Raw genomic sequence first — 19,249 nt, 5'->3', positions numbered from 1 at the left:
CCCGTGCGACCGCGGTTCCGGGTCCCACAGTGCTCCCGCCGAGGCGACCGTCAGTCACCCGTGCGACCGCGGTCCGCAACCCGAACCTTCCCCGCCGAAGCAGCCGACCCCGTCAGTCGATGACGAGCGGGACGTCGGGCACCGCGCCCCGAGAGGCGAGTTCCATGAGGCTGAGCAGGTTCTTCGGGTAGATCGTCTCCGTCGTCTCGAGCAGCTCCTCGCGGCTCCACCAGCGGAATTCGAGCAGGCTGCGCTTCTCGATGTCCGTCCACACGGCGTCTTCGAGTTCGACGTCCTCGCTCGTCCGGTAGGCGAAGTACGTCTCGAGCTGCCGCATCTCCCTCTCCGTGAACCGGAAGACCTCGTCGCGGATCGCGAGCGGACCGATGAGGTCGCCGGGCTCGCATTCGATGCCGGTCTCCTCGGCGAGCTCTCTGGCCGCGGTCTGCGCCGGGGACTCCCCCATCTCCGAACCGCCGCCGCACGTCATCCACCACTGGTGGGAGGGCGTGAGCAGGTCCTGGGCCCGGATGAGCAGAACCTCGTCGCGCTCATTGAGCAGTACGACCCGCGAAGCTTTACGAGGTTTCATGGTTCTCCAGGAGTTGGCGGCGGACAGATGAGATTCTCTGCAGGATGGTGATGCAGCAGGCGATCATGAGAACACCCAAGGCGACCGTCAGAACGATATCGGGAACTCCCATTCCGACCAAGCCGGTGACGACGAGTGTGACCAACAACCGGTCGGCGCGTTCGGCGATGCCGCCCGAAGCGTGGACGCCCAACCCCTCAGCCCGCGCCCGCACATAGGACACGATCGAGCCGGTGACCAAGCACCCGAGCGCGAGCAGTGCGGTGAGCGGATCGTCGGCGCCGAGGAAGAACCACAGCGCGAGCCCGATGAACACCGCGGAGTCCGCGATCCGGTCGAGCGTCGAGTCGAGGAACGCACCCCACAGGCTGTTGCGCCCGGTCTCCCGCGCCATGATCCCGTCGAGCATGTCGCAGAAGACGAAGACCGTGATGACGACGGTGCCCCAGAACAGGTGCCCGAGCGGGTAGAACACCAGCGCTCCCGCGCACACCCCGATGGTCCCGATGTACGTCACGGCATCAGGAGTCAGCCCCAGGCGCAGAAGCAGCCTCGCCAGGGGACGGAAGAGTCGGGTGAATGCCGCGCGGGCAATGGTGTTGAGCATCGGGTCAGCGAACCACCGCGGCAGCGAGCGGACGGTCGGCGGGCTCATCGGCCTCCGGTCGCGCACCGAGGTGGACGTCCCACCAGTCGATGATCGCGTCGAAGCGCTGACGTCGGTGCCGCGGCTGCCCCGACCGGGACAGCTCATGGTTCTCACCGGGGAAGATGAGCATCTCCGTGGGCACCCCGGCGCGCTGGAGCGCAGCGTAGTACTGCTGCGCCTGCCCGAGCGGACACCGGAAGTCGAGCTCCGAGTGCATGACGAGGGCCGGGGTGCGGACTTCGGAGGCATGCGCGAGCGGCGACTGCCGTTCGATCGCCACGGGATCACGCGAGGTGTACTCCTCGGTGAAGAACCGTCCGATGTCGGAGGTGCCGAGGAAGCTGTGCGGGTCGAGGTAGCCGCGTTCGACGATCGCGGCCCGGAACCGGTGGTCGTTGGCGATCGTCATCGCCGTGAGGTATCCCCCGTACGATCCGCCCTGCACGCCGAGGCGGTCGCCGTCGAGGTCGGAATCGGCAGCCAGCGCATGGTCGAGGACGGCGAGCACGTCGGCCATCGCCGGTGCGGCCATATCGCCCTGGACGGCGGTCCCCCAGCTCCGGGTGCGACCACCCGAACCGCGCGGGTTCGCGTAGACGACGGCGAAGCCCGCCGAGGTGAGCACCTGGGTTTCATCGAACCACCCGTGCGTGTACTGCGCGAACGGTCCGCCGTGGATGTTGAGCACGACCGGGAACGGTCCCTGACCTGCAGGTTTGGCCAGCCATCCGGTGATCGTCCCGCCTTCGCCGGGGACCCGGAACAGCTGCGGGAGGACGGAGTTCGCCGGTGCCGGATGGGTCCGCAGCACCGCCTCGGCGCTCACACCCTCAGCACCGGTCCCGTCGAGGTCGACCTGGACGAGCACGGCCGGGGACTCCGGGGTCACGGCCGTGACGAACGCAGAGTCGCCGGAGACGGTGAAGCCGGTGACGACGCTGAGCGCATCGGTGAGGAAGCGCAGATCCTCGAGACGGGCCGCCTCGGCGCTGAGATCGATCCGAGCCAGCCGCGTCGCCCCGTCGGTGTCGACGGCGAAGACGACGGAGGAGCCGTCGACGATGACCGGCGGCAGGGTGGCGGCCGCGACGGTCTCGGGATCGGTGAGGCGGCGGGTGGTGCCGGTGCTCATCTCGTGGACGAAGAGGCCGGGCATCTGCCCGACGAAGTCGAGGTCGTCGCGGGTGAGCTCGCTGCCGAGCAGGAGCACGCGGTCCGCGTCGATCCACCGGTGCAGCTGCACGCTCATGCGCGGCAGCTCGAGCGCCTCGGGACCGCCGGCGCCGAGGAGCCACACGGTCGAACGCAGATCCGGGGCACCCGTGTCGGGGGCGACGGCTGCGACGACGCTCATATGCGCCCCGTCGGGGGCGAACTGGGGGTCGTGGACGTCGGAGTCCGGGGTCGGCAGCATCGTCGACAGCGGCACCTCGGCGCTGCCGGTGATCCCGGCCTTGCCCAAGCCGGGTTCGGTGAGGTCGACGAGGAAGGCCCGGGCGGGACGGTCGCCGACGTACCCGATTCCGTTGGACTGGTAGGCGGCCCTGCCGATCCGGCGCGGTGCCTCCTCCTCGGCGGGGATGTCCTCATCGGTGCCGTAGCGGCCCGGTTCGGCGACCCGGGCGACGTAGAGGGCCCGACTGCCGGCGTCGTCGATGTCGAATTCGGCGACGCCGAGGTGGCTGTCCGTGATCCGGTGCGCCGTCGTCAGGCTCGGCCCGGCGAAGAGCTGCGGGCGTTCGGACCGCTCGGCGCTGAGATAGCCCGACCAGTGCTGCCCGATGTGGGGCGCCGTGTCCCGCCAGCCGTGGGTGAGTCGCCTGGAGGTCTCCCCGCGGAACGCGAAGAGCTGGGACAGGTACGTGTTCGACTCGAGGTCGGGGCGGGTGATCGTGATGATCACGTCTTCGCCGTCGACGACGGGGGCGGTGTACTCGGCGAGCGAATCGAGGTCTTCGGGGTTCATCGGTTCCATTCTTGACTCAGCGCTGCCCAGGCATCGGCGTGCACCTGCGGCAGGGCCTTCGTCTGCGCGACGACGGGCAGGAAGTTCGCGTCACCGCTCCAGCGCGGGACGACGTGCTGGTGGAGGTGCGCGGCGATCCCCGCCCCGGCGACCTCGCCCTGGTTCATCCCCAGGTTGAAGCCGTCGGGTCCGGAGACGGCGCGGATGACCCGCATCGCCTTCTGTGTGAAGTGTGCGAGTTCGACCGTCTCCTCCTCGGTCAGGTCCGTGTAGTCGGCGACGTGCCGGTACGGGCAGATGAGGAGGTGGCCCGGGTTGTACGGGTAGAGGTTGAGCACCGCGTAGACCGAGTCCCCGCGGCCGACGATGAGCCCCTCCTCGTCGGACTTCTTCGGCGCCGCGCAGAACGGGCATTCGGCCTCGCCGGAGTCCTTCGGCTTGTCCTGACCGCCGATGTAGACCATCCGGTGCGGGGTCCACAGCCGCTGGAATCCGTCGGGTTCCCCGGGGAAGCCGGAGGCGGCTTCGATGTCGGTCAGGGACATGCCGAGCTCGGGACGGACGTCACCGCCCTCGCCGAGGTGCTCGGACGTCCTGTCCTCGGTCATACCTGGGCCTTGGTCTCGATCGCTTCGACGATGCGCGCGATGGCCTCGGTGACGGGCACGCCGTTGTCCTGCTCGCCGTCACGGAAGCGGAACGAGACCGCACCGGCGTCGCGGTCCTCGCCGCCGGCGATGAGGACGAAGGGCACCTTCGACTTCGAGGCGTTGCGGATCTTCTTCGGGAACCGGTCGTCGGAGTCGTCGACCTCGACGCGCACCCCGGCGGCCCGCAGCTGCTCGGCGACCTCGAAGAGGTAGTCGTTGAACTCCTCGGCGACGGGGATCGCGGTGACCTGGACGGGTGAGAGCCACACCGGGAACGCGCCTGCGTAGTGTTCGGTGAGCACGCCGAGGAAGCGTTCGATCGAGCCGAACTTCGCCGAGTGGATCATCACCGGCTGCTTGCGGGTGCCGTCGGCGGCGACGTATTCGAGGCCGAAGCGCTCAGGCTGGTTGAAGTCGAGCTGGACGGTCGACATCTGCCAGGTGCGGCCGATCGCGTCCCTGGCCTGGACGGAGATCTTCGGGCCGTAGAAGGCCGCGCCGCCGGGATCGGGGACGAGTTCGAGTCCCGACTCTGCGGCGACCTGCTCGAGGGTCGCGGTGGCTTCGGCCCACTGCTCGTCGGAGCCGATGAACTTGTCCTTCTTCTTCCCGTCCTCGTCGCGGGTGGAGAGTTCGAGGTAGAAGTCGTTGAGACCGAAGTCGCGCAGCAGGCTGAGGACGAAGCCGAGGAGGTGCCGGATCTCCGCGGCGGCGTCTTCGACGGCGACGTACGAGTGCGAATCGTCCTGCGTCAGCGCCCGCACGCGGGTGAGCCCGTGGACGACGCCGGAGGGCTCATCACGGTAGACGGTCCCGAACTCGAACAGCCGCAGCGGCAGGTCACGGTAGGAGCGGCCGCGGGAGCGGTAGATGAGGTTGTGCATCGGGCAGTTCATCGCCTTGAGGCGGTACGGGGTGCCGTCTTTGACGATCTCGCCCTCCTCGTCGCGGACTTCGTCGACGAGCATGGGCGGGAACATGTTCTCGCCGTAGTAGGGCAGATGTCCCGAGGTGTAGTAGAGGGTCTCCTTGGAGATGTGCGGGGTGCCGACGTACTCGAAGCCCTCTTCGATGTGACGGGCGCGGACGTAGTCCTCCATCTCCCGCTTGATGACTCCGCCCTTGGGGTGGAAGACGGGCAGTCCGGAGCCGAGCTCCTCGGGGAAGGAGAAGAGGTCGAGTTCGGCGCCGAGCCGGCGATGGTCACGACGTTCGGCCTCGGCGAGGCGGTCCTGGTAGGCCTTGAGGTCGTCCTTCGACGCCCACGCGGTGCCGTAGACGCGCTGGAGGCTCGCGTTCGCCTGGTCACCGCGCCAGTACGCCGCCGAGGAGCGGGTGACGGCGAATCCGTTGCCGATGAGCTTCGTGTTCGGCAGGTGGGGTCCGCGGCAGAGGTCCTGCCAGACGACCTCGCCTTTGCGGTCGACGTTCTCATAGACGGTGAGTTCGCCCGCACCGACTTCGACGGCTGCGGAGTCGTCCTCGCCGGCGCCCTTGTCGGTGATGAGTTCGAGTTTGTAGGGCTCGTTCGCCATACGCTTCCGGGCTTCGTCCTCGCTGACGACGACGCGGTTGAAGGTCTGGCCGGACTTGACGATCTGCGCGGCCTTCTTCTGGATGGCCTTGAGGTCGTCGGGGGTGAACGGCTCGGCGACGTCGAAGTCGAAGTAGTAGCCGTCGGTGATGTAGGGCCCGATGCCGAGCTTGGCATCGGGGAAGAGATCCTGCACGGCCTGCGCGGTCACGTGCGCGGTCGAGTGCCGGAGGATGTCGAGTCCCTCGGGGGAATCGATGAGGATCGGGGCGATCGAGTCGCCCGGTGAGAGTTCCCGGCTGAGGTCAGCCGGCTCCCCATTCAGCCACATCGCCACCACCGCGCGGTCCGTGGAGAAGATCTCCGTCCCGGTCAGACCCTGTCTGAAGGGAATGCTCTCGCCCGCGCAGTCGATGCTGTCTGCCACTGAATCTCTCCGATCGTCGTTGCCGTGTTCTCGCTCTTAGAGTCTAGTACCAAAACGGGCCTGGGAAATCAGACAGGCGGCAGTCATCTGACTGCCGCCTGACTGCGTCACCGTCTGGTCTCCGACGGTCCCCGTCTCAGGGTCGTCGGAGTGTGCCGTCGGTTCTCAGACCTTCTTGAAGTCGAAGGTCGTGCCCTGGCCCAGGTCTTCGAAGAGGGTCAGCTGCAGCTGCATCTGATCCATCTCGCTCGCAGGCACGCCGTAGGCGAGTTCGAAGGTCTTCTCTCCCCCGGCGGGAATCGGTCCGTCGGCGAAGACGAGGCTGCCGCGGTACTTGTTGCCGTCGAAGACGTCCTGGTAGCTCGTCCCCGAACCGTTCGAGGCGGTCAGGCTCGCGAGAGTGAGGTCGACGTCCGAGTTCGAGTTGTTCTTGATCGTCACGGTGACCACGGCGATCTCGCCGTTGGTCGTCTCGGCTCCGATGGCGGTGTCGCTCACGGTGCCGGGGGCGACGCCGATGGCCGCGGTGATGTCGGTGCCGATCTCGGTCTCGCTGCCTTCGACGGGTGCCGGCTCGGTGTCACCGGAGTCCGGCGATTCCATGCCCGGGTCGGACGGATCGATCGGCGCCGCCGTCGGCGAGCTGCTCTGGATCTCGTCGACGGCGGCACCGAGCATGCCGAGTCCGATGATCGTGGCGATGACGACGATGATCGAGATGACGACGGAGACGAAGCCGAGAATGAGGCCCGTGATCGTCATGCCCTTGTTGCTGGCCAGACCCTTCTTGATCGCGGAGAGCCCGATGAAGCCGAAGATGATCGCCGCGATGCCGAAGATCGCACCGATGCCGAAGACGAAGGCGAGGACGACGCCGACGATGCCGCCGATGAGGGCGAGGAGGCCCCAGATGTTCTTCGAGGTGTTCCCACCGGATCCTGAGGAGTAGCTACTGCCGTAGGCGGCGTTCGGGTTCGCCGGGGTGAACTGGTCGGCGCCACCGCCGCTCGCGGCGTAGGACGGCTGCTGGCCGTACTGGTTCGCGTCGTAGCCCTGGGCGTTGGCGTCGTAGCCTTGGCCGTACTGGTTCTGGTCATACCCCTGGGCGTTGGCGTCGTAGTTCTGGTTCTGATCGTACGAACCCTGCGCGTTCTGGTCGTAGCCCTGGCCGTAGTTCTGGTTCTGGTCGTAGGAGCCCTGGGAGCCCTGCGCGTCCTGGCCGTACTGCGGCTGCTGCGAACCGTAGTTCGGCGCCTGGTCGCCGGATCCGTACGAGGGAGCCTGATCGCCCGAACCGTAGTTCGGAGCCTGGTCGCCGGAACCGTATGACGGGGCCTGGTTGCCCGAGTCGTAGGAGCGGGTGGGCTCGTTCGACCCGTACTGGGGAGCCTGATCGCCGGAGGTGGCGTCGCCGCCGTTGTCCGAGGCTGAACGACCCTGATCGCTCGCAGAGCTCTGGTCGGGGTTCTGGTTGTCCGAATCGCGATTCGGATCGTACGGATTCTGCGGGGTAGACATAGTTGCTCCGAGTCCTCGTCTGGGCTGTGCTCTGACTAGCGTACAGACATAAGAGTAGCCTCAACCAGGCCTTTTGCGTGGCAGAACTGCCACACGACTTCTCGGGGCACCGGGTCGTGAATGCACAGAACCCCGGACCGAAGTCCGGGGTTCTCATTGTGCGCGATACTGGGATCGAACCAGTGACCTCTTCCGTGTCAGGGAAGCGCGCTACCGCTGCGCCAATCGCGCTCTATTCATTTGTTGCACCGGAACCGTGATGGTCCCTGTGCGCGATACTGGGATCGAACCAGTGACCTCTTCCGTGTGAAGGAAGCGCGCTACCGCTGCGCCAATCGCGCCGAATCACCGACAGCGGACTGTCGGAGAATCCGAGGTGGCGACGGGATTCGAACCCGTGTATACGGCTTTGCAGGCCGCTGCCTCGCCTCTCGGCCACGCCACCGCCAAGGCAGTGCCATGACGCCTCCGAGCGGATGACGGGACTCGAACCCGCGACCCTCACCTTGGCAAGGTGATGCTCTACCAACTGAGCCACATCCGCGTTTCGCTGCCCGGTTTCCCTGGCAACGAGATATAACTCTATACGCAGCCGGGCACCGACGCAAAATCGGAACGCGGTGATCGTGGTCACAGATCCGAATCAAGCTTTCAGACTCCTCGGGTTGAATGGTCTGCGTGACTGAGCGATCCCCCGACAAGCGGCCCAAAGGCTGGCTGTCGCGCCGACACAAGCACGGCCGGCGCCCGTGGCGCCGCTTCCGTCTGAGCTTCCTGCGCTGGCGCATGGGGGTCACAGCGAACCCGCACACGGCACGGCTCTACAAGATCATCGTCGGCGGCGTGGGCACGCTCATCGTGCTCATCGGGCTCGTGCTCGTCCCCCTGCCCGGTCCGGGGTGGCTCATCGTCATCATCGGGCTCTTCGTCATCTCCACCGAATTCCACTGGGCCAGGCATCTGCTCCACTTCGTGCGGGTGCGCGTGGAGGCGTGGACGCATTGGATCATGCGCCAGCCGCTGTGGGTGCGGTGGACGGTCGGCGCGCTCACTGCGGCCTTCGTCGCCGTCGTCGTCTGGCTCACCCTGCGACTCATCGGCATCCCGGACTGGGTGCCCGACCTCGGCGGGATCCTCGAAGCCCTCAACCTGCGGTGACGCGAGCGCTGCCGTGCCCTTACTCCGGTGCCGAGAGCGCGGTGAGCCGGGAGAGGCAGCGCATGTACTTCTTGCGGTAGCCGCCCTCGAGGGACTCGGCGGTGAAGACCTCATCGAGGCGCTGCCCCGAATTGATGATGCGCACATTGCGGTCGTAGAGACGGTCGACGAGGGCGACGAAGCGCAGCGCCACGCTCTCGTTGTCGATCGTGTGGACGTTCTCCCACACGGCGGCGTCGATGCCGTCGACCATCCGACCGTACTTCGAGGGGTGGACGGTCGCGAGATGCTCGAGCAGGGTGGAGAAGTCGTCGCGGGCCACGGTGCCGGTCAGCTGCGCGGCCGCCGCATCGAGTTCCTCCGGAGTCAGCGGTTCGGCCGGCGCGGTGAGCCCGCGGTGACGGTAGTCCTGACCGTCGATCCGGTAGACCTCGAACTGATCGGACAGCGCCTGGATCTCCCGGAGGAAGTCCTGCGCGGCGAAGCGCCCCTCCCCCAGCGACCCGGGCAGCGTGTTCGAGGTCGCGATGATCTTCACCCCGGCATCGGTGAGCTCGCGCATGAGCCGGGACATGAGCACGGTGTCGCCGGGATCGTCGAGTTCGAACTCGTCGACGCACACGAGCTTCATCTGCTTGAGATCGTCCCGGGCGCGGACGAAGCCGAGCGCGCCCACGAGGTTCGTGTACTCGACGAAGGTGCCGAAGGTCGCCGGCTTCTCATTGGCATGCCACGCCGAGGCGAGCAGGTGGGTCTTGCCGACACCGTAGCCGCCGTCGAGGTAGACGCCCTTGGGCCCGTCCTTGCCCTTGGCGAAGAGCTTGCCGAAGAATCCCTTCGACCGGTCGTCGGCGACGAACTCCTCGAGCTTGTTCCGCGCCTCGGCCTGCGAGGGTTCGGCAGGGTCGGTGCGGTAGCTGTCGAACGACACGTTCTCGAACTGCGGCGGCGGAACGAGTCCGGCGATGAGTTCGTCGGGGGCGACCGTGGGGTTGCGCTCGCTCAGGGAGGTGAGAGTCTGCTGGGCATTCACTCGCCCAAGTCTATGGCAGGCTGCGCGGGCCGGACCATGAGCCCGGACACACGGATGCCGCGCCCTCAGCTGAAGTCGAAGCCGAGGCGGCCGAGCTGCTTGGGGTCGCGCTGCCAGTCCTTGGCGACCTTGACGTGGAGGTCGAGGAAGACCTTCGTGCCGAGCAGCGCCTCGATGCCGCGACGGGACTCCGAGCCGATCTCCTTGAGCCGCTTGCCGCCCTTGCCGATGATGATCGCCTTCTGGCTGGGCCGCTCCACGTAGAGGTTGACGTGGACGTTCCACAGCGGGTTGTCCTCGCTGCGGCCCTCGCGCGGGTACATCTCCTCGACCTGGACTGCCAGGGAATGCGGCAGCTCGTCGCGGACGCCTTCGAGGGCGGCTTCGCGGACGAGTTCGGCGATCATCACCTCTTCGGGTTCGTCGGTGAGCTCGCCTTCGGGGTAGAGCGGTGGGGAGACCGGCAGGTAGCCGGCGAGCACCTCGTCGACGGTTCCGACCTGGAAGCCGTCGACGGCGGAGACGGGGATGACGTCGGCGAAGTCGGCGAGCTCGCTGACCGCGAGCAGCGCCTCGGCGACCTTGTCCTGGCTGACGGTGTCGACCTTCGTCACGAGCGCGACGATCGGGGTCCGTCCGTCGAGGAGGGCGAGCTGGGAGGCGATGTAGCGGTCGCCGGGACCGATCGGCTCGTCGGCGGGCAGGCAGAAGCCGATGACGTCGACCTCGCTCAGGGTGGCCACGACGAGGTCGTTGAGCCGGGAGCCGAGCAGAGTCCGGGGCTTGTGGAGGCCGGGGGTGTCGACGATGATGAGCTGGTGGTCGGGCTTGTGCACGATCCCGCGGATCGTGTGGCGGGTGGTCTGGGGCTTCGCCGAGGTGATCGCCACCTTCTCCCCCACGAGCGCGTTCGTCAGCGTCGACTTCCCCGTGTTGGGGCGGCCGACGAAGCAGGCGAAGCCTGCGCGGAAGTCCTCCGGGTAGTCCGTGCGAAAGTCCATCTCAGCTCTCTTCCGTGGTCGTCTCCCGCGTCACCCTGACATGGGCGATGCGGTGCCGTCGGCCCTGACCTTCGAGGGCGGTCAGGCGCAGTCCGGCGATGTGGGCGCTCGATCCGGCGATGGGCACACGGCCGATGAGCTTCGTGAGCAGACCGCCCACACTGGTCACGTCCTCCTCGTCGATGCGCACGTCGAAGTACTCGGCGAAGTCGGTGATCGACATCCGCGTGCTGATGAGGAACGAGCCGTCGTCGTCGACGACGAGGTCCTCATCGCCGACATCGTATTCGTCCTCGATCTCGCCGACGATCTCCTCGACGATGTCCTCGATCGTCACGAGTCCCGCGGTGCCCCCGTACTCGTCGACGAGGATCGCCAGGTGCGTCGATTCGATCTGCATCTGCTCGAGCAGGTCGTCGGCGGGTTTCGTCTCGGGGACGAAGAGGACGCTGCGGGCCAGCGTGTTCACCGGCCGTTCGGCGTCCTCGGGATGCTGGTGGAGGCGCCGGGCGACGTCCTTGAGGTAGGCCACGCCTTCGATGTCGTCGAGGTCCTCGCCGCTGATCGGGATGCGGGAGAACCCGGAGCGGAGGAAGAGGTTCATCACCTTGTTCAAGGGCGTGCCCGAGGTGACGGTGACGAGGTCGGTGCGCGGAACCATGACCTGCTTCGCCGAGGTCTCGGAGAGGGTGAAGACCGACTGGATCATCTCGCGTTCGCCGTCTTCGATGATGTCGGACTCGCTCGCCCGCTCGACGAGGTCGCGCAGCTGGTCCGAGGTGACGAAGGGTCCGTCCTTGTAGACCTTGTCGGGGGTGAGCAGGTTGCCCAGCCACACGAGGACCTTCGTCAGGGGGCGGAGGACGACGAGGAGGAACGTCACGATCCCGCTCAGCCCCAGGCTCACGGACAGGGACCGCCGCCGGCCGATCGTGCGCGGGGAGACTCCGGCGACGACGAAGACGGCGATCGAGGAGGTGAGCACCGTGAGGACGACCATGAGCGGGCCCACCGAGTACAGCGAGTCGTAGGCCAGCGCGATGAACACCGTCGCAAGCGCTTCGAGGAAGAGGCGGACGAAGATGATGACGTTGATGTTCGTCGGCAGGTCGGAGAGGATCCGCTCGACCCTCGCCGCAGCGGGCTTGCCCTCCTCCTTCGCGTCCTGGATCGCGTGGTGGGAGACGCTGAGCAGCGCGGCGTCGACGGCCGCGAGGGTCGCGGAGACGATGAGGCAGGCGAGGGCGGCGAGGAAGAACCAGACCACGGGCTCAGACCTCGGTCGGTGACGGGATGTCCGTCCGGCCGTCGTAGCGGGCGGCGAAGAAGGTCAGGAGCAGGTGGCGCTGGAGGGCGAACATCTCCTCGCGTTCGGCCGCCTCGCCGTGGTCGTAGCCGAGCAGGTGGAGGAAGCCGTGGACGGTGAGCAGGAGGATCTCGTCCATCGTCGAATGCCCTGCCGTCTTGGCCTGCGTCGCCGCGACGGCCGGGCAGATGATGATGTCGCCCATCTGGCCTTCGGTGGGGGCTCCGGCCCGGCCCTGCGTGAGCTGGTCCATGGGGAAGGACATGACATCGGTGGGTCCCTCGAGGTCCATCCAGGTCACGTGGAGTTCGGCCATCGCGGTCTCGTCGACCATCGTCACCGACAGCTCCGCACCCGGGTGCATGTGCAGCGCCTCCCCGAGGTATTCGGTCAGGGCGACGACCTCGTCGAGGTCGACCTCGGCGTCGGTCTCGTTCGCGATCTCCGTGTTCACTTCGAGTTCCCCCACAGGTCGTAGGCGTCGACGATCTTCGTCACCAGCGAATGACGGACGACGTCCTTGCTTCCCAGCTGGCAGAAGGCGAGGTCGTCGATGTCGGCGAGGATCTTCTGCACGACCTTGAGTCCGCTCTTCGTGTTCCCCGGCAGGTCGATCTGCGAGACGTCGCCGGTGACGACCATGCGCGAGCCGAAGCCGAGACGGGTGAGGAACATCTTCATCTGCTCCCCCGTCGTGTTCTGCGCCTCGTCGAGGACGATGAAGGCGTCGTTGAGGGTGCGTCCGCGCATGTACGCGAGCGGGGCGACCTCGATCGTGCCGGATTCGATGAGCATCGGGATCGACTCGGGGTCGACCATGTCGTGGAGGGCGTCGTAGAGCGGGCGGACGTACGGGTCGATCTTCTCCCCCAGCGTGCCGGGCAGGAAGCCGAGGCGCTCCCCGGCTTCGACGGCGGGCCGGGTGAGGATGATGCGGGAGACGTCCTTGTTCTGCAGGGCGTTGACCGCCATCGCCATCGCCAGGTAGGTCTTGCCGGTGCCGGCGGGTCCGATGCCGAAGGTGATCGTGTTGTTCCGGATCGCCTTGACGTAGTCGTGCTGGCCCATCGTCTTCGGACGGATCGACTTCCCGCGGGTGGAGAGGATGTTCGTGCCCATCACCGCCGAGGCGGCCTTGCCTTCGGAGGAGAACGACGCGACGCGTTCGATCGTCTCCGCGTCGATCCGGTGCCCGGACTGGTGGAGCTTCTTCAGCTCCCCGATGACGGAGATGAATGCGCTGACCTGGTCGGGTGCGCCGGCGGCCTGGAGCTGGTTGGCGCGCAGATGGAGGTCGAGGCCGGAGAAGACCTGCTCGAGCGTGCGGAGGTTCGACTCGCCGGGACCGAAGAACTCGACCAGGTCGATCGAGTCGGGGATGACGAGGCGAACGGTCTCCGAGTCGGCGGTGTTCGCGGTGGACTGCGAATCGGTGGTGGTGTCCAGGATGGTCCTTCGTTCGTAGGTCACGGTCGGCAGGTCCACGCCTGCGGCCATGAGGACAGGGCTGCTTCTATCGTAGTCCGGTTCGTCACCAGCGGCCCAGGGAATTCTCCACGAGCACGAGACCGGCCGGCCCCGCCGAGGAGGACCGCAGCACGGTGTCGCCGAGGACGACGGTCCTCGCTCCGGCGGCCTCGAGGGTTGAGAGTTCACCGTCGCTGATCCCGCCTTCGGGTCCGACGATGAGGACGATGCGTTCGACGCCGCCCGCATCGAGGTCGCACAGGGCCGCCGAGAGCCGGTGTTCGGCGGCTTCGTGGAGGACGAAGACGGCATCGGCCGCACCGAGGCGGCCGGCCAGTCCCGTTCCCCGGGCGAGGTCGCCGAGGATCGGGAAGCGGCTGCGCCGCGACTGCAGGGAGGCGGCGGTGAGGAGGTTCTCCCACTTCTGGGCCATCCTGCCGGCCTTCTTCGCCGGCCAGTCGGCGATCGAGCGTTCGGCCGCCCACGGGATGACCTCGTCGACGCCGATCTCGGTGGCCGCTTCGATCGCCTGCAGGTCGCGGTCGCCCTTCGCGAGCGCCTGGACGAGGACGAGACGGGGCCCGTCCTCGGGGGCGCGGGTGACCTCGGTGACGTCGAGGACGAGTTCGGTCGCCGAGGCGGTCCTCAGCTCGCCGCGGGCCCGGACACCGTGACCGTCGACGACGTCGATGAGCTCGCCGGATCCGATGCGGCGCACGCGCACCGCGTGGCCGGCGACGTCCTCACCGAACGTGAGCGCGCTGCCGGCGACCGCCTCGGCGGCGGTGGGCGAGTGGAAGACGGGACGGCTCACCGACCGGCGAACTTCTCACGCATGCGGGAGAACATGCCGCGGTTCTCCGTCGTGATCTGGGCGCGCGGGGTCTCCTCTCCGCGGACCTTCGCGAGCTGGGCGAGCAGCTCGCGCTGTTCGTCGTCGAGCTTGTCGGGGGTGGTGACGTCGACAGTGATGAGGAGGTCGCCGCGGGTCTCGCTGCGCAGGCGGGTCGCGCCGAGGCCGGGCAGCCTCACGACCGTGCCGGACTGGGTGCCGGGTTCGATGTCGAGGTCCTGCGCGCCGTCGAAGGTCTCGAACGGGATGCGGGCGCCGAGTGCGGCCGCGGTCATCGGCACGGACACGGCCGCGCGGAGGTTGTCGCCGTCGCGGCGGAAGACCTCGTGGCGGGTGACCATGACCTCGACGAAGAGGTCGCCGGCGGGTCCGCCGCCGGGGCCGACCTCGCCCTGGGCGCTCAGCTGGATCCGGGTGCCGTCGGAGACGCCGGCGGGGATGCGGATCTTCATCGTCCGCTGCTTGCGGACGCGGCCGTCGCCCTGGCAGTTGAGGCACGGGTGCGGGATGACGGTGCCGTAGCCGTGGCACTGGTTGCACGTCTGGTTCGTCACCATCTGGCCGAGCAGGGTCCGGGTCATGCGCTGGATGCTGCCGGAGCCGTGGCACAGGGAGCACGTCTCGATCGAGGTGCCGTCCTGGGTGCCGGCGCCGCTGCACGTCTCGCACACGACCGCGGTGGTGACGTCGAGGTCGACGGTGCCGCCGAAGGCCGCGGTGCGCAGGTCGATGTTGACGCCGACGAGGGCGTCCTTGCCGCGCTGCATGCGCGGGATGGGTCCGCCGGCGCCGCCGCCTCCGCCGCCGAAGAACGTCTCGAAGATGTCGCCGAACCCGCCGAAGCCGCCGGCCGGGAAGCCCTGCCCGTTCTCTCCGCCGCCCATGTCGTAGTTGCGGCGCTTCTCCGGGTCGGAGAGGACGTCGTAGGCGAGCGAGATCGCCTTGAACTCCTCGTCAAAGCCGGGGTTGACGTCGGGGTGGTACTTGCGGGCCAGCTTGAGGTAGGACTTCTTGATCTCAGCCGCTGAAGCGTCCTTGGACACTCCGAGTGTTTCGTAGTGATCGGCCACTGAAACTTCTCTCTCCCTGATGGTGGTCTCCGTCGTGTGCGACGGGGTCTCTTTCGTCGATGTGCTCTGTGGGTCAACGCGGGCGGACCTGCGCGATGTTCCCGGGTCTGGGTGTCTGTCTCTGGGTCTGTGTCGTCTATCCTCGGTCGAGCGCCGAGGAGACGTACTTGGCGACGGCGCGCACGGCCGAGATCGTCGTCGGATAGTCCATGCGGGTGGGGCCGAGCACGGCGAGACGGGCCGATGAACCCGCCACCCGACCATATTCGGCGGCGACGACGGATGTCGAACTGAAGGACTCGTGAGTGTTCTCACGGCCGATGCGCACGCTGATCTCCGCGTGGTCCTCGGCCATCGAGGTGAGCAGTTTGAGGAGGACGACCTGCTCTTCGAAGGCCTCGAGGATCGGGGCCATCTGCTCGCCGAACTCGTGGCCCGACCGGGCGAGGTTCGCCGTTCCCGCCATGATGATCCGCTCTTCGCGGGTCGCCGCGACCAAGTCGGTCACGGCGTCGCGGATCCGCGTGATCGTCGCCTCTGCGGGCCCGCCCGCGGCGGAGTCCTCACTGGTCGCCTCGGTGTTCGATGGTGTGCCTGCGGCCGCCTCAGCGTCCGTCTGCTCCGAGGTCCGGGCGTCGATGCGCGAGAGCCTGCGGCCGGCGTACTCGGCATTGATCCGCTCGCGGATGCGGGCGAGACCGTCCTCGTCGACCGCCTCGGCGAGGACGACGATCTTCTGCTCGACCTGGCCGGCGTCGGTGATGAGGACGACGAGGACCCGGCCGGCGGCCAGACCCACGACTTCGATGTGCTTGACCTTGGCCTGCGAGACCATGGGGTACTGGATGAGCGCAACTTGGTGGGTGAGGCCCGCCAGCAGGCGGACCGTGCGGTCGAGCATCCCGTCGAGGTCGCTCTCGCCGTCGACGAGCTGGAGGATCGCCCGGCGTTCGGCCTGGCTGAGCGGTTTGAATTCGTCGATGCGGTCGACGAACATCCGGTAGCCGAGATCGGTGGGGATCCTTCCCGCCGAGGTGTGCGGCTGGGCGATGTAGCCCTCGGCCTCGAGCTGGGCCATGTCGTTGCGGATCGTGGCGGGTGAGACCCCGAGGGTGTGCCGCTGGACGATCGCCTTCGACCCCACGGGTTCGTTCGTGGCGACGAAGTCCTCGACGATCGCGCGGAGCACCTGCGCGCGCCTGCTGTCGTTCATCGGACTCCTCCCCGGATTTGGCACTCTAACACTCCGAGTGCCAATTCTACGCCTCTTATCCTGTGATTTCACTTTCCGTCCCGGGACCCGCGGGTCACCGCTGTGCCGGGCACCGCATTCACTACGCTGGTGGGCTGTGAATGCTTTTGATCGCTACGGTTCGGACGTGCTCTCGGGTGCGTCGCCGTCCTCGCACCGTCCCAAGAAGTCGCGTCCCGTCGAGCTCGGGCTCGGCATGGTGCTCGAAGACGCGATGAGCGGCTTCGTCGGCGCCGTCGTCGGGGCGGAGAAGACCGCGGGCGGGGTCGTCGTCAAGCTCGAGGATCGGCGCGGCGGGCTCAAGACGTTCCCGCTGGGACCGGGGTTCCTCCTCGAGGGCGAACCGGTCGATCTGCGGCTGCCCAAGCGCAAGCCCGCGGCTCCGGGTCGCACGGCGTCGGGGTCGCGTGCCGTGGCCGGGGCGAAGGCACGGGTGGCCCGCGGATCGCGGATCTGGGTCGAGGGCAAGCACGATGCCGAACTCGTCGAGAAGATCTGGGGCGATGACCTGCGGATCGAAGGCGTCGTCGTCGAACCCCTCGGCGGACTCGACGACGTCGCGGACAAACTCGCGGAATTCGCTCCCGACCGGGGGCACCGGGTCGGGATCCTCGCCGACCATCTCGTGGCGGGGACGAAGGAGTCGAAGATCGCCGAGGCGGTCCGCGCCGATGACCGGTACCGGGAGACCGTGCACATCATCGGCCACCCGTACGTCGACATCTGGCAGGCGGTCAAACCCCATGTCATCGGCATCAGCGCGTGGCCGACCGTGCCGCGTGGGGAGGACTGGAAGACAGGGATCCTCGCCCGCATCGGATGGCCGCACGCCGATCACCGGGACGTCGCCGCCGGCTGGGTGCGGATACTGAAATCAGTGAGCACGATCGCCGATGTCGAGCCGACCCTCTCGGGCCGAGTCGAGGAGCTCATCGACTTCGTCACCGTCGACTGAAGGTCGAGGGCGCTGCGCTGAGGGCGTGTGTCTCCGGGGCACTTGTGATGAACTTGGAACGCCGCTCCCACGCTACGCAGGGCGCGCCTCGACTAGGGTGGGGGTGCAGAAGCTTCTCGAAAGGACCCTCATGTCGAACTCCCCGCAGCCTCCCAACGGAGAGCAGAACCAGTCGCGTCCGATGCCGCCGAACTACTCGCAGGCGTCCGGCCCCCAGCAGCCCTACAGCCAGCAGCAGAACTACGGCAGCCAGCAGAACTACGGTTCGCAACAGCAACAGCAGAACTACGGGTCGCAGCAGCAGTACGGCTCCCAGCCGCAGAGCCACGGCGGTCAGAACTACGGCTCGCAGCAGCAGTACGGTTCGCAGCAGAACTACGGCGGCCAGCCCGGCTACGGCGGTCAGCCGCAGTACGGAGTCCAGCAGGGCTACGGCGGCCAGCCCGGTTACGGCGCGATGCAGGCCAATCCTGCGATGTTCGACTCGACGGCGCTTCCCGTGTCCGCCTACGGTCCCGGGTCCGCGCAGTTCTGGCACGCCAACGAGTCGGAGCGCTCCACCGCCCTGTGGACCCACGTCGGAGCAATCTTCCTTGGGTGGCTGCTTCCGCTCATCATGTTCCTCGTGAAGAAGGACGAATCCCCCTTCGTCCGAGAGAACGCCCGACAGTCGCTCAACTTCCAGCTCACGCTGATCATTGCCTACTTCGTCAGCGGACTGCTCATGTTCGTCGTCGTCGGCTACTTCCTCTACCTCGCGGTCTGGATCTGCAGTATCATCTTCCAGATCATCGCAGCCGTTGCCGCAAACAAGGGCGAGTGCTACAAGATCCCTATGACTATTCCCTTCGTCAAGTGATCAGGTGCAGCCGTTGAGCTGTTGCCTCTCAGAACCGCCGTCTGCACGACCGTGCAGCCCCCGGTTCTCTGTCTGCCGACGGAACGGTTTAGGCCGAAAGAAGTCTCTGCGGACTCACCGCGCCCTCCCACGTCCTCGGCGATGCCGGAACCATGCCGACGATCGCGGCAGAAATGCGAAGACGAGACTGGCGATCGCACAGAGTTGGAAACCGGCGACGAGCATCGGACTCAACGGGGTGAGCACGAAGAGCGAGACGATGAGTGCGATGAGCGCCACCCATCTCGCTCGGCCGCGGCCCACAAGCACTCGCCAGGAGTACACAGCGAATGCCGCGATCACGACCAAGCCGACAACGATCCCCACGCCGACCACGACGTTGGCGATGCCCGCAGAGATGTCGGCTGCCGCAGTGATCGACTCCTCCCCCGTGGTGCCGCCGATGCCACGGAGCATCCACCCGACCGATCTGAGCGTGCGGCCACCGGAGACGGCGATCGAGATCACTGCGAGCACGATGAACAGCGGTGCCACGAGTCCGACGATCGCCGCAGTCAGAATCTCCCACGGCCGACGTGGTCGCCCGATCCCGTCGAGTGGCAGCCGGACAGAGGCGGAATACACTTCGCGGCCTCGTCGGAGCGCGGCCGTCGACGCCGATGCAGTCGCGGTCGCGGCTGTGAGTCCCTTCGCCGCAGCGACCCTCGAGGCCCCGCCCGCCGCTGAACGCCCTTTCTTCCAGAACTCGGACCGTCGCACCGAGCCGGCTGCCGACGCGGCCACACCGGCCGCGTCTCTGCCCAACCGGAGAACATCGTCGCGAACCGCCTGTCGCTGGGTCGCATGCCGTCGAGGCGGTGGCTTCCACGGTCCAGGTCTGGGGTGTGACACTTCTCGTAGACAGTCGTTACCAGGAAGGCACGACAGGGAATCATGTCTACGAATCGCAGGACGTTCAC

18 protein-coding genes and 4 tRNA genes are annotated in these 19,249 nt (G+C 67.3%); 3 read left to right on the top strand and 19 right to left on the bottom strand.

All coding sequences use genetic code 11. The features are described from left to right. Positions 1–112: 112 nt before the first annotated feature. The 10 genes from AAHA49_RS03905 to AAHA49_RS03860 form a co-directional block, all read right to left on the bottom strand. On the bottom strand, positions 113–592 hold the full coding sequence (locus tag AAHA49_RS03905; RefSeq protein WP_342037269.1) for an NUDIX hydrolase: 480 nt from the start codon (positions 590–592) through the stop codon (positions 113–115). Continuing rightward, positions 579–1,199: a phosphatidylinositol phosphate synthase gene (gene pgsA / locus AAHA49_RS03900; RefSeq protein WP_339392770.1), complete on the bottom strand. Its 621-nt coding sequence runs from the start codon at positions 1,197–1,199 to the stop codon at positions 579–581. The genes AAHA49_RS03905 and pgsA overlap by 14 nt, the downstream gene beginning before the upstream one ends. A 4-nt stretch (positions 1,200–1,203) precedes the next feature. After that, positions 1,204–3,207, bottom strand: coding sequence for a S9 family peptidase (locus AAHA49_RS03895; RefSeq protein ID WP_342037268.1), 2,004 nt, complete (start codon positions 3,205–3,207; stop codon positions 1,204–1,206). Then, a complete protein-coding gene (locus AAHA49_RS03890) occupies positions 3,204–3,815 on the bottom strand; it encodes an HIT family protein (protein ID WP_425286498.1) in 612 nt (203 codons plus the stop codon). Before AAHA49_RS03890 ends, AAHA49_RS03895 begins: the two co-directional genes overlap by 4 nt. Continuing rightward, positions 3,812–5,818, bottom strand: coding sequence for a threonine--tRNA ligase (gene thrS / locus AAHA49_RS03885; RefSeq protein WP_342037267.1), 2,007 nt, complete (start codon positions 5,816–5,818; stop codon positions 3,812–3,814). The genes AAHA49_RS03890 and thrS overlap by 4 nt, the downstream gene beginning before the upstream one ends. 165 nt (positions 5,819–5,983) lie before the next feature. Then, positions 5,984–7,336, bottom strand: coding sequence for a DUF4352 domain-containing protein (locus AAHA49_RS03880; RefSeq protein WP_342037266.1), 1,353 nt, complete (start codon positions 7,334–7,336; stop codon positions 5,984–5,986). Between the two features lie 159 nt (positions 7,337–7,495). Next, a tRNA-Val gene (locus AAHA49_RS03875) sits at positions 7,496–7,567 on the bottom strand. A gap of 38 nt (positions 7,568–7,605) precedes the next feature. Beyond that, a tRNA-Val gene (locus AAHA49_RS03870) sits at positions 7,606–7,677 on the bottom strand. A 33-nt stretch (positions 7,678–7,710) separates the two neighbouring features. Beyond that, positions 7,711–7,781: transfer RNA gene (locus AAHA49_RS03865), tRNA-Cys, on the bottom strand. 26 nt (positions 7,782–7,807) lie between these two features. Continuing rightward, positions 7,808–7,880 (bottom strand) — tRNA-Gly (locus AAHA49_RS03860). Between the two features lie 134 nt (positions 7,881–8,014). On the opposite strand from AAHA49_RS03860, the gene AAHA49_RS03855 reads away from it, so the two are divergent. Continuing rightward, on the top strand, positions 8,015–8,494 hold the full coding sequence (locus AAHA49_RS03855) for a PGPGW domain-containing protein (RefSeq protein WP_342037265.1): 480 nt from the start codon (positions 8,015–8,017) through the stop codon (positions 8,492–8,494). Between the two features lie 19 nt (positions 8,495–8,513). Here the strand turns inward: AAHA49_RS03855 and zapE are convergent, their stop codons facing one another. The 8 genes from zapE to hrcA form a co-directional block, all read right to left on the bottom strand. Continuing rightward, on the bottom strand, positions 8,514–9,527 hold the full coding sequence (gene zapE / locus AAHA49_RS03850; protein WP_342037264.1) for a cell division protein ZapE: 1,014 nt from the start codon (positions 9,525–9,527) through the stop codon (positions 8,514–8,516). Between the two features lie 65 nt (positions 9,528–9,592). After that, positions 9,593–10,528: a GTPase Era gene (gene era / locus AAHA49_RS03845; RefSeq protein ID WP_339392776.1), complete on the bottom strand. Its 936-nt coding sequence runs from the start codon at positions 10,526–10,528 to the stop codon at positions 9,593–9,595. Position 10,529: 1 nt separating this feature from the next. After that, entirely contained in the window at positions 10,530–11,795 is a 1,266-nt protein-coding gene (locus tag AAHA49_RS03840) for a hemolysin family protein (protein ID WP_339392777.1), read from the bottom strand. 4 nt (positions 11,796–11,799) lie between these two features. After that, the gene (gene ybeY, locus AAHA49_RS03835; protein WP_342037263.1) at positions 11,800–12,288 is read right to left on the bottom strand and encodes an rRNA maturation RNase YbeY; all 489 of its coding nucleotides are present in this window, start codon (positions 12,286–12,288) and stop codon (positions 11,800–11,802) included. Then, positions 12,285–13,331, bottom strand: coding sequence for a PhoH family protein (locus AAHA49_RS03830; RefSeq protein WP_342037262.1), 1,047 nt, complete (start codon positions 13,329–13,331; stop codon positions 12,285–12,287). Before AAHA49_RS03830 ends, ybeY begins: the two co-directional genes overlap by 4 nt. 34 nt (positions 13,332–13,365) lie before the next feature. Next, positions 13,366–14,115, bottom strand: coding sequence for a 16S rRNA (uracil(1498)-N(3))-methyltransferase (locus AAHA49_RS03825; RefSeq protein WP_342037261.1), 750 nt, complete (start codon positions 14,113–14,115; stop codon positions 13,366–13,368). Continuing rightward, a complete protein-coding gene (gene dnaJ, locus AAHA49_RS03820) occupies positions 14,112–15,224 on the bottom strand; it encodes a molecular chaperone DnaJ (protein WP_342037260.1) in 1,113 nt (370 codons plus the stop codon). The genes AAHA49_RS03825 and dnaJ overlap by 4 nt, the downstream gene beginning before the upstream one ends. Positions 15,225–15,360: 136 nt before the next feature. Beyond that, a complete protein-coding gene (hrcA, locus tag AAHA49_RS03815) occupies positions 15,361–16,437 on the bottom strand; it encodes a heat-inducible transcriptional repressor HrcA (RefSeq protein ID WP_342037259.1) in 1,077 nt (358 codons plus the stop codon). A 136-nt stretch (positions 16,438–16,573) separates the two neighbouring features. On the opposite strand from hrcA, the gene AAHA49_RS03810 reads away from it, so the two are divergent. Together AAHA49_RS03810 and AAHA49_RS03805 are read left to right on the top strand one after the other, a co-directional pair. After that, the gene (locus tag AAHA49_RS03810) at positions 16,574–17,431 is read left to right on the top strand and encodes a DUF3097 domain-containing protein (RefSeq protein WP_342037258.1); all 858 of its coding nucleotides are present in this window, start codon (positions 16,574–16,576) and stop codon (positions 17,429–17,431) included. 130 nt (positions 17,432–17,561) lie between these two features. Then, positions 17,562–18,290: a DUF4870 domain-containing protein gene (locus AAHA49_RS03805; RefSeq protein WP_342037257.1), complete on the top strand. Its 729-nt coding sequence runs from the start codon at positions 17,562–17,564 to the stop codon at positions 18,288–18,290. 114 nt (positions 18,291–18,404) lie between these two features. On the opposite strand, the gene AAHA49_RS03800 is transcribed toward AAHA49_RS03805, so the two are convergent. Further along, complete coding sequence (locus AAHA49_RS03800; protein ID WP_342037256.1) at positions 18,405–18,824, bottom strand: hypothetical protein; 420 nt, start codon at positions 18,822–18,824, stop codon at positions 18,405–18,407. Positions 18,825–19,249: the final 425 nt, after the last annotated feature.

This window comes from Brevibacterium ammoniilyticum (genome assembly GCF_038429965.1).
Lineage (GTDB): Bacteria > Actinomycetota > Actinomycetes > Actinomycetales > Brevibacteriaceae > Brevibacterium > Brevibacterium ammoniilyticum.
Note: the sequence above shows the minus strand (reverse complement) of the source record. Positions and strands in the feature narration are given on the sequence as shown.

What these genes read in the sequence shown, in the direction of transcription:
- AAHA49_RS03905 (WP_342037269.1), bottom strand. Translation starts at nt 592, where the DNA reads ATGAAACCTCGTAAAGCTTCGCGGGTCGTACTGCTCAATGAGCGCGAC.
- pgsA (WP_339392770.1), bottom strand. Translation starts at nt 1,199, where the DNA reads ATGCTCAACACCATTGCCCGCGCGGCATTCACCCGACTCTTCCGTCCC.
- AAHA49_RS03895 (WP_342037268.1), bottom strand. Translation starts at nt 3,207, where the DNA reads ATGAACCCCGAAGACCTCGATTCGCTCGCCGAGTACACCGCCCCCGTC.
- AAHA49_RS03890 (WP_425286498.1), bottom strand. Translation starts at nt 3,815, where the DNA reads ATGACCGAGGACAGGACGTCCGAGCACCTCGGCGAGGGCGGTGACGTC.
- AAHA49_RS03880 (WP_342037266.1), bottom strand. Translation starts at nt 7,336, where the DNA reads ATGTCTACCCCGCAGAATCCGTACGATCCGAATCGCGATTCGGACAAC.
- era (WP_339392776.1), bottom strand. Translation starts at nt 10,528, where the DNA reads ATGGACTTTCGCACGGACTACCCGGAGGACTTCCGCGCAGGCTTCGCC.
- AAHA49_RS03830 (WP_342037262.1), bottom strand. Translation starts at nt 13,331, where the DNA reads ATGGCCGCAGGCGTGGACCTGCCGACCGTGACCTACGAACGAAGGACC.
- hrcA (WP_342037259.1), bottom strand. Translation starts at nt 16,437, where the DNA reads ATGAACGACAGCAGGCGCGCGCAGGTGCTCCGCGCGATCGTCGAGGAC.
- AAHA49_RS03805 (WP_342037257.1), top strand. Translation starts at nt 17,562, where the DNA reads ATGTCGAACTCCCCGCAGCCTCCCAACGGAGAGCAGAACCAGTCGCGT.